The 15,751-nt window shown below is 49.4% G+C and carries 11 protein-coding genes and 1 pseudogene; 8 read left to right on the top strand and 4 right to left on the bottom strand.

Annotated features, from left to right (window positions below):
• The first annotated feature begins 801 nt into the window (after nucleotides 1-801).
• From acs to K4A83_RS06080, 3 genes are all read left to right on the top strand, one after another.
• Nucleotides 802-2,772, top strand: a complete 1,971-nt coding sequence (acs, locus tag K4A83_RS06090; RefSeq protein WP_265263554.1) for an acetate--CoA ligase — start codon at nucleotides 802-804, stop codon at nucleotides 2,770-2,772.
• Nucleotides 2,773-3,221: 449 nt separating this feature from the next.
• A complete protein-coding gene (gene alaS / locus K4A83_RS06085) occupies nucleotides 3,222-5,867 on the top strand; it encodes an alanine--tRNA ligase (protein ID WP_265263553.1) in 2,646 nt (881 codons plus the stop codon).
• Between the two features lie 217 nt (nucleotides 5,868-6,084).
• Nucleotides 6,085-7,554: a leucyl aminopeptidase gene (locus K4A83_RS06080; RefSeq protein ID WP_265263552.1), complete on the top strand. Its 1,470-nt coding sequence runs from the start codon at nucleotides 6,085-6,087 to the stop codon at nucleotides 7,552-7,554.
• 434 nt (nucleotides 7,555-7,988) lie between these two features.
• On the opposite strand, the gene K4A83_RS06075 is transcribed toward K4A83_RS06080, so the two are convergent.
• Nucleotides 7,989-8,570 carry a Crp/Fnr family transcriptional regulator gene (locus K4A83_RS06075; protein WP_265263551.1) on the bottom strand — a complete coding sequence of 194 codons (582 nt, stop codon included), beginning with the start codon at nucleotides 8,568-8,570 and terminating at the stop codon, nucleotides 7,989-7,991.
• 74 nt (nucleotides 8,571-8,644) lie between these two features.
• A complete protein-coding gene (locus K4A83_RS06070; RefSeq protein ID WP_265263550.1) occupies nucleotides 8,645-9,112 on the bottom strand; it encodes a YidH family protein in 468 nt (155 codons plus the stop codon).
• A gap of 706 nt (nucleotides 9,113-9,818) precedes the next feature.
• Between K4A83_RS06070 and K4A83_RS06065 the strand changes: the two are divergent.
• The 4 genes and pseudogenes from K4A83_RS06065 to K4A83_RS22865 all read left to right on the top strand — a co-directional run.
• Nucleotides 9,819-10,172, top strand: a pseudogene (locus K4A83_RS06065) (pyridoxal-phosphate dependent enzyme); the annotation flags it as partial.
• Nucleotides 10,168-11,130: a serine O-acetyltransferase EpsC gene (epsC, locus tag K4A83_RS06060; RefSeq protein ID WP_407809881.1), complete on the top strand. Its 963-nt coding sequence runs from the start codon at nucleotides 10,168-10,170 to the stop codon at nucleotides 11,128-11,130. The pseudogene K4A83_RS06065 and the gene epsC, both read left to right, overlap by 5 nt.
• A gap of 195 nt (nucleotides 11,131-11,325) precedes the next feature.
• Nucleotides 11,326-12,249: a family 2A encapsulin nanocompartment shell protein gene (locus tag K4A83_RS06055; RefSeq protein ID WP_265263548.1), complete on the top strand. Its 924-nt coding sequence runs from the start codon at nucleotides 11,326-11,328 to the stop codon at nucleotides 12,247-12,249.
• Nucleotides 12,250-12,851: 602 nt separating this feature from the next.
• Nucleotides 12,852-14,552, top strand: coding sequence for a family 2A encapsulin nanocompartment cargo protein cysteine desulfurase (locus K4A83_RS22865; protein WP_407809886.1), 1,701 nt, complete (start codon nucleotides 12,852-12,854; stop codon nucleotides 14,550-14,552).
• 224 nt (nucleotides 14,553-14,776) lie between these two features.
• Here K4A83_RS22865 and K4A83_RS06045 read toward each other — a convergent pair whose 3' ends face one another.
• Nucleotides 14,777-14,938 carry a hypothetical protein gene (locus K4A83_RS06045; protein WP_265263547.1) on the bottom strand — a complete coding sequence of 54 codons (162 nt, stop codon included), beginning with the start codon at nucleotides 14,936-14,938 and terminating at the stop codon, nucleotides 14,777-14,779.
• Nucleotides 14,939-14,942: 4 nt separating this feature from the next.
• Nucleotides 14,943-15,032, bottom strand: a complete 90-nt coding sequence (petN, locus tag K4A83_RS06040) for a cytochrome b6-f complex subunit PetN (RefSeq protein WP_071525321.1) — start codon at nucleotides 15,030-15,032, stop codon at nucleotides 14,943-14,945.
• 53 nt (nucleotides 15,033-15,085) lie between these two features.
• On the opposite strand from petN, the gene K4A83_RS06035 reads away from it, so the two are divergent.
• Nucleotides 15,086-15,526 (top strand): hypothetical protein, encoded by a 441-nt coding sequence (locus K4A83_RS06035; RefSeq protein WP_265263546.1) that lies wholly within the window; start codon nucleotides 15,086-15,088, stop codon nucleotides 15,524-15,526.
• Nucleotides 15,527-15,751 lie beyond the last annotated feature (225 nt).

The raw sequence follows: 15,751 nt of genomic DNA, 5'->3' as shown, positions 1-15,751 counted from the left end.
TCTCCTGCTCCCCTGCTCCCCTGCCCCCCTGCCCCCCTGCCCCCCTGCTCTAACCCCTTGACTCCAGCCAAAGGGATAGGGGATTTTCTCAAAATTGCCGCTATTTTATAATGAGTGAACCAAACGCCAAAAAGCTTGATTAACATACACGAAAAGACCCTCAGTCCACGAGATTAAAATATCGTCTTTTTTCAGCTTTCCAGTCCCCATTGCCGAGCCTTGACCAGTGCAGATTAAGTTCATTTTGTCAAGCCTCATCAGCAAAAAGGGATTATGGGAGAAACCCCGATATGGTATTAGGTTCCTAGGGGCGTATCCCATAATCCCAAAGGGTTTGTAGTGTCTCTCCCTTCCTAGGTCATGCTGCGCGATCGCAATGACATTATTTCCGACTCCCGAGATTAGAAACCGGGTTTTTGCTAAGGTGTATCGAGAAAACTAGACAATGAACGCAACCGGGTTTCTGGCTAAAGTTAGTTAATAACATTATTCCTGACTCCCTTCTCCCCTGCTCCCCCTCTCCCGACTCCCGATTTGGCGCCCAAGCGCAACTACGAACCTGATTTGGCGCCCAAGCGCAACTACGAACCTGATTTGGCGCCCAAGCGCAACTACGAACCTGATTTGGGCGCCCAAGCGCAACTACGAACCTGATTGGGCGCCCAAGCGCAACTACGAACCTGATTGGGCGCCCAAGCGCAACTACGAACCTGACTCCTGACTCCATTCGCAGAACTTCACGATTGAACATCACAGAGTCAGGTATTGTGGAAAAAAAGCCTTTCGTAACACACAATACCCATGTCTCAACCAACCATTGAATCGATTCTGCACGAAAATCGAACCTTTCCCCCCCCGGTCGAATTTTCCCAAAATGCCCGGATTAAAAACCTAGACGAGTATGGCCATTTTTACGATAAAGCCAAAGCGGATCCCCAAGGATTTTGGGCAGAATTAGCCGAAACCGAACTGGAATGGTTCCAAAAGTGGGATCAAGTCTTAGACTGGCAACCCCCCTATGCCAAATGGTTTGTTAATGGGAAAATCAATATTTCCCATAATTGTTTAGATCGCCATCTCACCACTTGGCGCAAAAACAAGGCCGCTATTATTTGGGAAGGGGAACCGGGGGATTCTCGTACCTTAACCTATGCCCAACTCCATCGGGAAGTGTGCCAGATGGCCAATGTGTTTAAACAGTTGGGTGTCCAAAAAGGGGATCGGGTGGGGATTTATATGCCCATGATTCCCGAGGCCGCGATCGCCATGTTAGCCTGTGCCAGAATCGGAGCCGCCCATAGTGTGATTTTCGGCGGATTTAGTGCCGAAGCCCTACGCACCCGCTTAGGTGATGCCCAAGCCAAATTAGTCGTCACTGCCGACGGGGGATTCCGGAAAGATAAAGTCGTTCCCCTCAAAGCCGCCGTCGATGAAGCCCTAGCCCACAATGGCGTAGAGAGCGTCAATAATGTGTTAGTCGTCCAACGGACGAAAGAAAAAGTCCACATGGAACCAGGCCGAGATCACTGGTGGCACGACCTACAAGCTGGAGTCTCCGCCGACTGCCCCCCAGAACCCATGGATAGTGAGGACTTGCTCTTTATCCTCTATACCAGTGGCACCACAGGCAAACCCAAGGGCGTAGTCCACACCACCGGAGGCTATAACCTCTACACCCACATCACAACTAAATGGACCTTTGACCTACAAGATACCGATGTTTACTGGTGTACCGCCGATGTAGGCTGGATTACTGGACATAGTTACATCGTCTACGGCCCCCTCTCCAACGGGGCGACTACCGTAATGTATGAAGGGGTTCCCCGCCCCTCTAATCTAGGCTGCTTCTGGGATGTAGTGGAAAAATACGGCGTGACCATTTTTTACACCGCCCCCACCGCCATTCGGGCCTTTATCAAAATGGGAGAACACCACCCCAATCGGCGCAATCTCTCCTCCTTACGCCTTCTCGGCACCGTAGGCGAACCCATTAACCCCGAGGCTTGGATGTGGTACCACAAAGTCATTGGCGGGGAACGTTGCCCCATTGTCGATACTTGGTGGCAAACGGAAACCGGAGGCTTTATGTTAACTCCCCTCCCCGGTGCCACCCCCACTAAACCCGGTTCCGCTACCTTCCCCTTCCCCGGTATTCTCGCCGATGTGGTAGACCTCGACGGAAACCCTGTCCCAGCTAATGAGGGAGGGTATTTGGTCATTAAGCACCCTTGGCCTAGCATGATGCGCACGGTATACGGCGATGATGCCCGCTTCCGTCGCACTTATTGGGAACATATTGCCCCCAAAGATGGCCAATATTTTTATTTTGCCGGGGATGGCGCACGACGAGATCAGGATGGGTATTTTTGGGTTATGGGACGAGTGGATGATGTGATTAGTGTGTCGGGACACCGTTTAGGCACGATGGAAATTGAGTCGGCTTTAGTGTCCCATCCGGCTGTTGCGGAGGCCGCTGTGGTGGGGAAACCGGATGAGGTCAAGGGCGAGGATGTGGTGGCCTTTGTCACCTTGGAAGGGGAGTATGACCCCAATGATAGTCTAGCTCAGGAGTTAAAGGATCATGTGGTGAAGGAAATCGGTGCGATCGCCCGCCCCGGAGATATTCACTTTACCGATGCTATGCCTAAGACTCGTTCCGGTAAAATTATGCGTCGTTTATTGCGTAATCTCGCCGCCGGGCAAGAAGTCGCTGGGGATACCTCAACCTTAGAGGATCGTTCAGTGCTGGATAAATTAAGAGGGGGCGCGTGAAGTCCCTAGGGCTGTAGGGTTCATTCATCCTGAAAGTTTGGGTGTGAACTACCCCACCCTGCTGCAAGCGAGGAAGGGGAATTCCGCAACATTTTGTTAAAGCCCCGTCCTTTTGCGATCGCGGAGGACGGCTTTTTCTGCTGTAGCGTGTGAACTACCCCACCCTGCCGTTGGCGAGGATGGGGCTTCCTGATTCAACTTAACTATAAAGAAATGCAAATTTTTCTAGACAAAAGGGCGAGTCTTTGGGACAATATTTTTAATTAAGATTATCTCATAATGGGAGTGGTTGCGCTTGTTAGTAAGCGCAACCACTCCCATTATCTAACAATATCATGACGAAAGTCAAAAGTCAACCTAAAAAGTGCCATTTTTGAGGCCATTTTTTTGAAACTCCACGTCCAGAAAATGTAACAATATATTGACTGAACCGATTTACAGAAAAAACTATGACTTACTCTCCCCAGTTTCTCAAAGGTAGCGAGATTCGAGACAAATTCTTAGAATTCTATGCCCAACGGGGTCATAAAATCCTACCCAGTGCCTCCCTAGTACCGGAAGATCCCACCGTACTCCTGACCATTGCGGGGATGTTGCCCTTTAAGCCGATATTTTTAGGACAAAAACCAGCACCCTGCGATCGCGCCACCACCTCCCAAAAATGTATCCGCACCAACGACATCGAGAACGTAGGACGCACCGCGAGACACCATACATTCTTTGAAATGTTAGGGAATTTTAGCTTTGGGGACTATTTCAAAGAACAGGCGATCGCCTGGGCCTGGGAACTCTCCACAGAAGTTTTTGGCCTCCCCCCAGAGCGTCTGATTCCCAGTGTCTACGAGAAAGACGACGAAGCCTTTGCCATTTGGCGAGATCAAATCGGCATCCCAGAACACCGCATCCAACGCATGGGAGACGAGGATAATTTCTGGGTATCCGGTCCCACCGGCCCCTGTGGCCCCTGTTCAGAAATTTACTATGATTTCCACCCAGAACAAGGGGATCAGCACATTGATTTAGAAGATGACAGCCGTTTTATTGAGTTCTATAACCTCGTTTTTATGCAGTATAACCGAGATATAGAAGGTCATTTAACCCCACTGGAAAAACAAAATATTGATACAGGATTAGGCTTAGAACGGATGGCGCAAATCCTCCAAAGTGTGCCGAATAATTATGAAACGGATCTCATTTTTCCTATTATTGAAACTGCCGCTAAAGTCGTCGCCATTGATTATCATAAAGCCGATCCTCAGACCCAAGTTTCCTTAAAAGTAATTGGGGATCATGTGCGCTCGGTAGTTCACATGATTTCCGATGGAATTACAGCCTCCAATACCGACCGAGGCTATGTATTACGTCGCCTCATCCGTCGCGTAGTCCGTCATGGTCGCCTCATTGGGGTGACAGGGAATTTTATTAATCAAGTCGCAGAAACGGCCATTCAATTAGCCGAAATTGCTTATCCCCAAGTGCGGGAACGGGAGAACTTTATTCAACAGGAACTACAACGGGAAGAATCCCAATTCTTGAAAACCTTAGAACGGGGAGAAAAATTACTCGCTGATGTGATTGCCAAGGTTAAGAAAGGCAAGAAAAAAGTCATTACCGGACAGGATGCCTTTAAACTTTATGATACCTATGGTTTCCCCTTAGAATTAACCCAAGAAGTGGCCGAGGAACAGGGTTTAACGGTGGATGTTGAGGGATTTAATGAGGCCATGCAGGAACAAATCCAACAATCCCAAGCGGCCTATGAAACCATTGATTTAACAGTACAAGAAAGTTTAGATCAACTGGCGGCTCAAATCCACCCGACCGAGTTTTTAGGCTATACCGACTCCCAAGCGATGGTACAGGTCGAGGCGGTGTTAGTCGAGGGGAAAGTGGTGGAAACGGCCGAAGCGGGAACAAAAGTGCAAATCATCTTGACAAAAACGCCATTCTATGCAGAGTCTGGGGGACAAATAGGCGATCGCGGTTATTTAACAGGAGATGACCTAGTGATTGCCATTGCAGATGTGCAGAAAGAATCCGGCATCTTCATCCACTACGGGCAAATTGAACGGGGGAGCGTGAAAAAAGGCGATCGCGTTCAAGCCACCATCGACCGCGCTTGTCGCCGACGCACCCAAGCCAATCACAGCGCCACCCACCTCCTACAAGCCGCCTTGAAAAAGATTGTCGGAGAATCCATCGCCCAGGCCGGCTCCCTCGTCTCCTTCGACCGTCTGCGCTTTGATTTTAACCTGCCCCGTGCCGTCACCCCAGAGGAATTAGAGGCCGTGGAAACCCAGATTAACACCTGGATAGCAGAAGCCCATGATGCCGATGTTTGTGTGATGCCCTTAGAGGAAGCCAAGACCAAAGGAGCAACGGCCATGTTTGGGGAGAAATACGGGGCCGAGGTGCGAGTGATTGACTTCCCCGGTGTCTCAATGGAGTTATGTGGGGGAACTCACGTCAAAAATACCGCCGAAATCGGGGTATTTAAAATCATTAGCGAGGCCGGGATTTCCGCCGGAGTACGGCGAATTGAAGCTGTTGCCGGGCCGGCGGTGTTGGATTATCTCAATGTGCGGGATAAGATTGTCAAGGAATTAGGCGATCGCTTTAAAGCCAAACCGGAAGAAATTACCGACCGGGTAAACAGCTTACAAGGGGAACTCAAGACCGCCCAGAAGGAACTCGAAGCCCTGAAAAATGAACTGGCTTTAGCGAAATCCGATCAACTGTTAAATCAAGCCGAAGCGGTGGGAGAATTTAAAATTCTCGTCGCCTCCTTGGGAGATTTAGACCCCAAAGCCCTGCAAACGGCCGCCGAAAAGTTACAGCAAAAACTAGGGGAAAGTGCGGTAATTTTAGCCTCCACACCCGCCCCCGATAAAGTCTCCTTGGTGGCGGCCTTTAGCCCCCAAGTGAACAAAGCCAAGCAACTCCAAGCGGGTAAATTTATCGGCAAGATCGCCAAAATTTGCGGCGGTGGGGGCGGTGGTCGTCCTAATTTAGCCCAAGCGGGGGGACGAGATGCTAGTAAGTTACCCGAAGCCCTAGCAACGGCAAAACAGCAGTTAGAAGAGGCGTTAGGTTGATATCTTCTGGGAATAGGTAGGGCTTGCTGTACGCGAAGCGTGCCGTTAGGCATATAACTCGGGGAGTCGGGAGCAGGGGAGAGTTGGGACTAATTATCAATTATCAATTCTTCCCGACCAGCAGACCGATTCAATACCCCATCAATCAAGGATCTCAATTCCCCAAAACCTCAAAACATCCGATAATGGATCCGTCGTCCTCGAAGAAGAGAAAAGAATGCAGATTCAAGCCGTAGAAACCACCCGCTTAGATTGGACCGGAGATGCACTGGCGATCGCACTCTGGGAAGGACAAACCGAAATCACCGGAGAACTCGCTCCCCTCAACGAACGCTTCCAAGGCACCCTACAGGAACTCATCACCGAAACAGAATTTGAGGGCAAATTAGGCACCATCGCCACCACACGCATCGGCAGTAATAGTCCCGTACGCAAACTCATCCTCGTGGGTTTAGGTCAAGCCGAGAGCCTAGAATTAGATCATCTGCGCACCAGTGCCGCCGCCATTGCGCGCACCGCCAAACAGCAAAACGTCAAAACCTTGGGGATAGCCCTCCCCATCGCCCAAGACCCGGCCTTATCCGCCCAAGTCATCACCGAGGGGTTACTCCTCGCCCTCCATGTAGACAACCGTTTCAAATCCGAACCAGATCCTAAACCTGCCCAGATTGAAACCGTCCATCTGTTAGGTTTAGGGGAACAAAGCGCCGCCATTGCCAAGGCCGAGGCGATGATTGCTGGGGTGATTCTAGCCCGGGAATTGGTAGCCGCCCCGGCCAATGTCGTCACCCCCATCACCCTCGCAGAAACGGCGGCCGAATTAGCCGAAGACTACGGCCTGACGCTGGAAATTTTGGAACAGGCCGACTGTGAACGCTTAGGCATGGGGGCTTATTTAGGGGTAGCCAAAGCGTCGGATCTGCCGCCTAAATTTATCCACCTCACCTATACTCCCCAAGGCACTCCTCGGCGCAAATTGGCCATCATTGGCAAGGGGTTAACCTTTGACTCGGGGGGATTGAATATCAAAGGGGCTGGTAGCGGCATTGAAACGATGAAAATGGACATGGGAGGGGCTGGGGCGACCTTTGGGGCAGCAAAAGCGATCGCCCAACTGAAACCCGATGTTGAGGTTCACTTCATCAGCGCGGCGACCGAGAATATGATCAGTGGGAAGGCCATGCGCCCCGGCGATATTCTCACCGCTTCTAACGGCAAAACCATTGAAGTCAACAACACCGACGCAGAAGGGCGTTTAACCCTCGCCGACGCCCTAGTGTTTGCCGATAAACTAGGCGTAGATGCTATGGTAGACCTCGCCACCCTCACGGGGGCCTGTGTGATTGCCCTAGGGGATGAAATTGGGGGATTATGGACGGCCGATGAAGGTTTAGCCGGGGAACTACAAAGGGCGGCTAAACTTGGCGGGGAGAAGCTTTGGCAAATGCCCTTAGAAGACAAGTATTTTGAGGGCTTAAAGTCTCCCATCGCAGATATGAAGAACACCGGACCCCGGGCTGGGGGATCGATTACGGCCGCGCTATTCCTCAAGCAGTTTGTGGAAACGACTCCTTGGGCCCATTTAGATATTGCCGGACCGGTTTGGGCAGATAAGGAAAGTGGGGTGAATAATGCCGGAGCGACGGGCTTCCCGGTGCGGACTTTGGTCAATTGGGTGTTAAGTTAAGCCCCTTTGAGTGGAATTAAGACGGAGGGGAAAGTACAGGAAGACGTTTATTATGGCTTCCCTAATCCTCCTGTTGATTGACGCTCCCATCGCTAAAAGCGAGGGATTCCCTGTTCAACCAGTTACCTTATCTACTAAGCTCTCACCTAATAGACAGTGGGTAGTCTGTCCGAGGGCTTCAATTCCTGTCCGCTCATCGGTGAAACCGAGAGCCTTCAAGCCAACATTTAAGGTAATACCTCCCCGACACCCTGCCCTTTGGGGTGGGTGTCGGGTTTCCTGCCATAGAAAGTCATGATCAATTCCTGAGAACAATGTACGCTTTTGTTATAGGCGCCGGGAATACCGCACTTCCATATTTTTTACGTCACGCTTGCACTATCTCTAAACAGCGACTGAAGGCTATTAGCCTGACCCATGAAACAAGTCTGTAACTAAATCTGATAATACCAGCACTCCTCCTCAGAAATAATCATTTGTTTTTTGCGCAGTCTTTGTAACCAACCCTGTTCTTCAAACTGCTTTAAAAGACGGGTTACAGTAACTCGGGAAGTTCCTAAAATATCTGCTAGGTCTTGATGGGTTAATTGTAAATTTAACAAGTGACCCTGATCTACGGCGTAGCCAAACTTTTTACTTAGCCAAACTAATAAACGCGCTAGAGATTCTTCGACCAGTTTGTAGCTGCGAATAATAGTTAGCTCTTCAAAACTTTGAACGATTGTTAATAATTGAGGGGCTAGGTTTTCCCAATGTTCAAACATCACGGGAACTACCTCCACTGAGGTTAAGCATTTCATTTGATAAGGATAGGTATTCGATAAGGAAAGACCCACAATATCCCCCGGTCCCCATAGTCCAAGGGTAATGAAATCTCCACTATCCAAAATGGTTAAGGTCTGGACGACTCCTTTATTAATTTGCCAGAGGGTATTCGTGCGATTCGGCAGAATAGAATAACGACTAAACGCATAGGTTGGGATGTGCATTTTAGGTGCAATAAGTTGTGCGGTCATAGTTCTGGAGAGGTGATAAAAAAGAATGGAGTTGGGAAAAATGGGGTGCAAATTGTAGCTTAAAAATTTTAGTTTTACTGGTCTAGAAGTCTTGATGTTTCTAAGGGTAAAACAAAGAGAACATAAAGTACGCCTGTGCCTAACAGGAGGACTGAAATGCTAAACAAAATGACCCAGCGACTAATCGGTTCATAACAGTCCTCTTCAATGGCTTGTCGGATAGAAAAATAATGCTGAGTAGACAGTAAAACGGTTAACCAACCAATCGAGGCAAAAAGTAAACCAATCATCCAACCTTGACCATTTCCCATGATTTCGGGTGAGATGAGATAGCGTAAACGAGCAATGACAATCCCAAATCCCATTAGTGCGATCGCTGTTCGCATCCAAGCCAAGTAAGTTCGTTCATTGGCTAAGTGATCACGAATTCGACTCGGGGAACGTTGAGCGCGAGAGTAAGGAGTGTGAGTGTCCTGACCTTTTTCCTCTCTGGAGACAGAAGCGAGGTGGACACCACTAGAAATCGGTTGAGTTTGAGCCATATTCAAGATAGGAATGAGGGGATAGGTCGCCTATTGTAAACTCAAGGGAAAAAATTTTAGGCAATGCAAGGATTAAGGATGGATGAGAAGGTTACTTTCCCTCTGCAAATTGTGAGAAGAATTTTCTACCGGACAGATCCCCAAAAGACAATAAGAACAGGTGTGAGCATGACGAACTGTTGACTGTTGCCCCGATAACTGAATGTGTCGAGGTGACTGACGATGAGAATGACGAGTTTTCGTGGACATAGGATTCAATTACGGAAAAATTTAAGCGGTTTTCCATTAGTCGGTCTTGTTCCCACGGGTTCAAATCAAGGCAATTGAACTGGATTGAATGTACCTAGATAATGTCCGGTAACTTGATCGGGTTTAGGGTCTTTAGAGTATAGCGCAAACTCAAAACATTTTCAAGTGAATTAAAAATGTTTTGAAATGCAAATTTCAAAATAGTATAACCAAAAAATTATAAAACGATATTTTTTCTGAGTGAATTCACCCCATCACAGCTAATAAGAGAATCAGCATTTTCCAGTAAACCTAAAGAAATTGTAAAAAAAATAGGAATGTTTTTCAAGTCATATAGGATAAAAACGAAATACAACTCAAAAAATTTTATATTGCACCTGAAGACATCTAACTTGGTAGAGGTTAGCCTTTGTTGATGGCTGAAAAAGCAATTGGAATATCAATCAGGACAAGAATTATGACGAAATGGTACTCAGACAATAGTCTTTCCATTGGTCGGACTCCCTTGGTTCGCTTAAACCGTGTAGTTGGTGATGCTCAGGCCACTGTGTTAGCCAAAATTGAAGGTCGCAATCCGGCTTATTCGGTAAAATGTCGGATTGGTGCAGCAATGATCTGGGATGCCGAAGAACAGGGATTGCTCGGTCCTGGTAAAGAAATTGTTGAGCCGACCAGTGGGAATACAGGGATTGCCCTAGCTTTTGTCGCTGCCGCCAAAGGAATTCCTCTGACCTTAACCATGCCTGAGACTATGAGTTTAGAGCGGCGGAAACTGCTACGTGCTTATGGGGCTAACTTAGTGTTAGATGACTAGCGATCGCTTTATTACTTTTACCTCTTCTCCTGTCCCAAGGATGGCAACTTGGGATTTAGATGATGTCATCACAGCCCTTTCCGAACCTCGTCGTCAGTCTTTTCAAAGTTGGTCGCCAGAACGTACCCATGTGCCTTTGCCGTCCCGTGAGGTATTGCTACGGATTGTCAATCTGTTAAGGGCGGCTCTCTTTCCTTTCCACTTTGGCAATCCTGACCTTGGGGAAACCTCTACCCGTTATTTTGTAGGTCATACTTTAAACGAGGCCTTGCAACTCTTAGAAGAACAAATCCGTCGGGAGCAGTATTTAATCCAACCGGAATGTCAATGGCAGGAGCAACAAATTAAAGCCCAAGCCCGGGCAACTGTCCAAGCTTTTGCTCAACAACTGCCGCAGTTTAAGACGTTGTTGGAAAGTGATGTGGTAGCGGCTTACCGAGGGGATCCGGCGGCTAAAAACCTAGATGAGGTGTTGTTTTGTTACCCCGGCATTACGGCCATTACTTATCATCGCATTGCTCACGCCCTCTATTGCCTCCACTCTTCCCTATTAGCACGGATGATTGCCGAAATCGGTCATTCCATCACGGGGATTGACATTCATCCGGGGGCTTCCATTGGTCAAGGTTTTTTTATTGATCATGGGACTGGGGTCGTGATTGGCGAAACGACGATTATTGGCGATCGCGTTCGTATTTATCAGGCCGTTACCCTAGGGGCGAAAAGTTTTCCCCGGGATGAGTCGGGCAGTTTAGTGAAAGGTCATGCGCGACACCCAGTGATTGAAGACGATGTAGTGATTTACTCAGGAGCGACCATCTTGGGTCGAGTCACCATAGGTCAGGCAGCAACCATAGGCGGCAATGTGTGGTTGACTCGTAGTGTTCCACCGGGAGCCTTTGTCTCCCAAGCACAAGTACGAGAGGAGATTTTTGACGCGGGTGCTGGGATCTAAACGCCCCACGCCCTAGTTTCCGAACTCACGGCTATAAAGAGGAATCCCCCGCCTATACAGACAATGCACCGCTTTTTTCTAATGGCAAGGTTGCCCTTAACCTTGCCATTGGGAGACTGGTGTTTTCCTAGCATTTTCACATTTAAAGGGATAGGGTGCAAACCCGTTTCCCCGCCACTTTAGGAGTATAAATCCATGACCAACAATCAAAATCCTGAACTCCAACTAGCCGTTAACGACGTTGCCGCTCGCCAGTTGGCGAATGCCACCAAAACCATTCCCCAATTGGAAACCATTAGCCCTCGTTGGTTTATCCGTCTACTCCATTGGACCCCTGTGGAAGCGGGGATTTACCGCTTAAACAAAGTGAAAAATCCCTCTCAGGTCGAAGTGGCTTGCTCAGAACGGGATGAGCGGGAATTACCAGAAACCTTTGTGGATTATGAAGAAAGCCCCCGGGAGTATTTCCTGAGTGCAGTTAATACCGTGGTGGATGTTCATACCCGAGTCTCTGACCTTTACAGCAGCCCCCATGATCAAATTCAGGAACAGTTGCGCTTGACCATTGAAATTCTCAAAGAACGTCAAGAAAACGAATTGATCAATAATCCTGAGTACGGCTTGCTCCATAACGTTGCTGACAGTCAAAAAGTCCAGCCTCGTGGTCTTGCACCGACTCCGGATGATTTGGATGAGTTGTTAGTGAAAGTGTGGAAAGAACCGGCCTTTTTTCTTGCCCATCCCAAAGCGATCGCGGCCTTTGGTCGGGAGGCCACTCGTCGCGGAGTTCCCCCTGCAACCATTTCTTTATTTGGTTCCCCCTTCATTACTTGGCGCGGTGTTCCCCTAATTCCATCGGACAAACTCACGATCAATGATCAAGGTAAAACCAATATTTTGTTGATGCGAGTTGGCTCGTCCCGTCAAGGGGTTGTGGGCTTGTATCAACCCAATTTGCCCGGTCAACAGGGGCCTGGTTTATCTGTGCGTTTTATGGGGATCAGTCGTAAGGCGATCGCATCCTATCTCGTTTCCCTCTACTGCTCCTTAGCCATTCTGACTGATGATGCAGCAGCCGTGCTTGAGAATGTTGATGTCAACCAATACCACACCTACTAATGCCTAATCCGGAATTCTCTAGGGCGGATTCGGTTGGCAATCTGCCCCCCAATTTAACCCCCAGTCCGTCCGTGACAGATGGGCGGGGAGATCAGATCAACCCCCTCTTTCAGACGGACACTTTAGAGCAACTCGCTCAGGCTTTCTTCCAAGAAATGCAAAAGAGTTCGCTTGAGGGATTCTCCCCCCCAACCCCCCCCATCTCCCAAGTCGTTGACCCCGGTAAATCCCACAGTCAGGACATTCCCCCAGTCGGGAGTTCCGTCCCCCCCTCCTTACCGCTCAACCAACCTCAGTTTTTCACAGGAGAACCCAGTGTGGATCTCTCCAACAGCTTAACCACAGCCGAGGGAGTGGGAAACCTCCAAGGACTAGCACCGGACACCCCGCTAGAGCCACCCCAGCCAGCCCATCCGGGGATTCCGACCCCTTCCTTAACCCTCAGTCGCCCGAGTCCAGCAGGATTACCGGGAGTTGACACCCTAACCTTGGGACCTAATTTGGTCAATCCCCCCGGATTCGTCCCAGATAGTCCGGCCGAACTTACCCAACTGGCTCATTTGGGGCCTCCCGTGCCGATCAGTCATCCTGAGCCATCGGGGGTGCAGGGCGTGAATCCCCTCACCGTTGACCCCAGTCTGGGGAATACTCCCGGATTCGTCCCGGACAGTCCAGCCGAACTAAACCAACTCACGGATGGGGGGATAGCGGCTCCCTCCTTACCGCTTCATCACCCCCATCTCTCCCCAGAGCTAAGGGTCGATGCTCTCCCAGAGGGGCGCAGTCTAGGTCATCCCCAAGCCTTTACAGCCTATGCCCCCTCAGAGATTCCCCAATTGGCGAATCCGGCTTCTCCGCCTGCGCCATCTCTGCCAACAGCAACCTCTCACTTTTACTTTTTAGAAGAGTTAAGTTCAGAGCCACTGCCAGTACAATCCTTGGGGCAAGAGACTCCTAACGCCAAGGAAGCAGAGTCCTATTACCAACAAGCTCAACCCCATGCTGGGCAGCCTGCATCCCATTCTGCTATTCATCCTTTAATTCTGCCCCTTGGGGTTGAAGTGCAGGGGCAAAACCACGATATTTTTGACGTGGAAACGATCCGCCGTGATTTCCCTATTCTCGGAGAACGGATCAATGGTAAACCTTTAATCTGGTTTGACAATGCGGCAACCACCCAAAAACCCCAAGCGGTGATTGATCGGTTAGCTTACTACTACTCCCACGAGAACTCTAATGTCCATCGTGCAGCCCATGAACTAGCTGCCCGCTCAACGGATGCCTACGAAGCAGCGCGGGAAACTGTGCGTCGCTTCCTTAATGCTTCCTCCAGCAATGAAATTATCTTTGTGCGCGGCACGACTGAGGGGATTAATCTCGTTGCGAAAAGCTGGGGCCGACACAACTTGCAAGCGGGGGATGAGATTGTTCTAAGTCATTTGGAACACCATGCCAATATCGTCCCGTGGCAACAACTGGCCAAATGGACAGGGGCTAAACTGCGCATTGCTCCGGTGGATAATCAAGGCCAAATTGTGTTAGAGGAGTATCAACAACTGCTGAATCCCCGCACGAAATTAGTGGCTTTTTCCCAGGTATCCAATGCCTTGGGAACGATTACCCCGGCCGCCGAGATGATTGCTTTGGCGCATCAAGTCGGGGCGAAGGTGCTGTTAGATGGCGCTCAGTCGGTGTCCCATATTCCGGTGGATGTTCAACACCTCGGTTGTGATTGGTTTGTTTTTTCCGGTCATAAAATCTTTGGTCCGACGGGAATTGGGGTGGTTTATGGTCGAGAAGACTTACTCAATGCGAGTCCTCCTTGGCAAACAGGGGGCAATATGATTGTTGATGTCACCTTTGAACGGACGGTGTATCAAAATAGTCCAGCCCGTTTTGAAGCGGGGACGGGGAATATTGCGGATGCTGTGGGATTAGCAACAGCACTGGACTATGTTCAACGGCTTGGTTTGGGGAATATTGCCAGCTATGAACATGAATTGCTGGAATATGCCACGGCCGGTTTAAGCTGTATTCCGGGGCTGCATTTAATTGGTACTGCTCCGGAGAAAGCGGCTGTTCTGTCGTTTGTCTTGGATGGGTTTCCAGTGGAAACGGTGGGACAAGCGTTGAACCAAGAGGGGATTGCTGTGCGAACTGGACATCATTGCGCCCAGCCGATTCTACGACGCTTTGGTCTAGAAGCAACTGTTCGTCCTTCTTTGGCGTTTTACAATACAAAAGGGGAAGTTGATACTTTGGTTCAGGCTTTGGAACGGCTGAGACAGAAGCAATTAGGCTAGTGCGTTTATCACCTGATTTCTCAAGGGTATTCCCCTTGAGGAGTCGGGTTTTTTTGTTTTAGCGCTGGGGAATGGCAGGACTCCCACTCCTCCTTCTAATGACGAGAAGATGGAAAGAATTATCCTCCCTAGCCCCCCTTTTCAATGGACTTATCCCCCCTAGCCCCCCTTTGGAAGGGGGGAACAAGAGGGGGGGGGTACAAGAGGGGCAATGGGGTTAAAACTCAGGATTTGCCCAGTTTTTTGTCACTCGATTGGCGACGGCGATCGCGCCATTCAATCACGGACAGGTAGAGGATTCCCCCACTGATGATGATCAGGAGGGCGATCGCCGCTAAAAAGAGAACATCTAAAACCGGAAAATTGGCCACACTTAAATTTTCCACGATCTTAGAACCCGTTGCGCGCCCACACCACCATCGCAATCGACCAAGTGAATAAAGCCAGAACGCCAACCCAACCTAAGCTTAAGATATCCATAGCAACTTCTTAAAATAATTTCATTTGCACAACTGCAAATACTATCATAACCAATGATGTTCCCTCAAAAGTCAGACGTGGATAATTTAAACGGAGAACGACGAGAATCTTTAAAAGCCGGGTTTTTAGGTGCAGTGAGTTTTAGTGCTATGGCGGTAGGGATTGCCCTGTTGCACAGCTTCTGGTTTGGAGCCTTGGTCTGGGATCTCACTTGGCTGGTCAAAGGTGCGATCGCCCTCTTGAGTGGTTTTCTCTTCGGTGTCACCTACCGCTACATCATCCGCACCGATCAAAATTCCCACCTCAAAGATGGGGCGGTGTTAGCCTTCGGTTTAGTCCGGGCTGGTGCAGGAATCGAAATAGAAGCCCGTTTTACCGACAGTTTCGCCCTTTTTATCGTTTTAGGGGTTGAGAGCGTCTTTTGTTTCCTCATCGCCCGCCTAGCCCTCGATCTGGCATTAAATCAACAGTGGTTAAAGCCCTTTAAATCCTGACTCTCCCCCACTCCCCTGCTCCCCTGCTCCCCCTCTCCCCTGCTCCCCCGCTCCCCTGCTCCCCAGATGTATTAATTATCAATTATCAATTATCAATTATCAATTCCCTAGCCCTACGAGTAGAGTTATTCAGCAAGTCCGATGCAAAGATAAACTTAACCTTAAAAAATTGCTCAAAAGTGCCAACTCCTAGGGCTGAATTGTCAGAATGGGGACAAGGCCTGA

Origin of the sequence: Spirulina subsalsa FACHB-351, assembly GCF_026130165.1 — a bacterium.
In the GTDB taxonomy this organism is placed as follows: domain Bacteria; phylum Cyanobacteriota; class Cyanobacteriia; order Cyanobacteriales; family Spirulinaceae; genus Spirulina_A; species Spirulina_A subsalsa_A.
The sequence above is the reverse complement of the archived record's forward strand: the minus strand, read 5'-3'. Positions and strand labels throughout refer to the sequence as shown.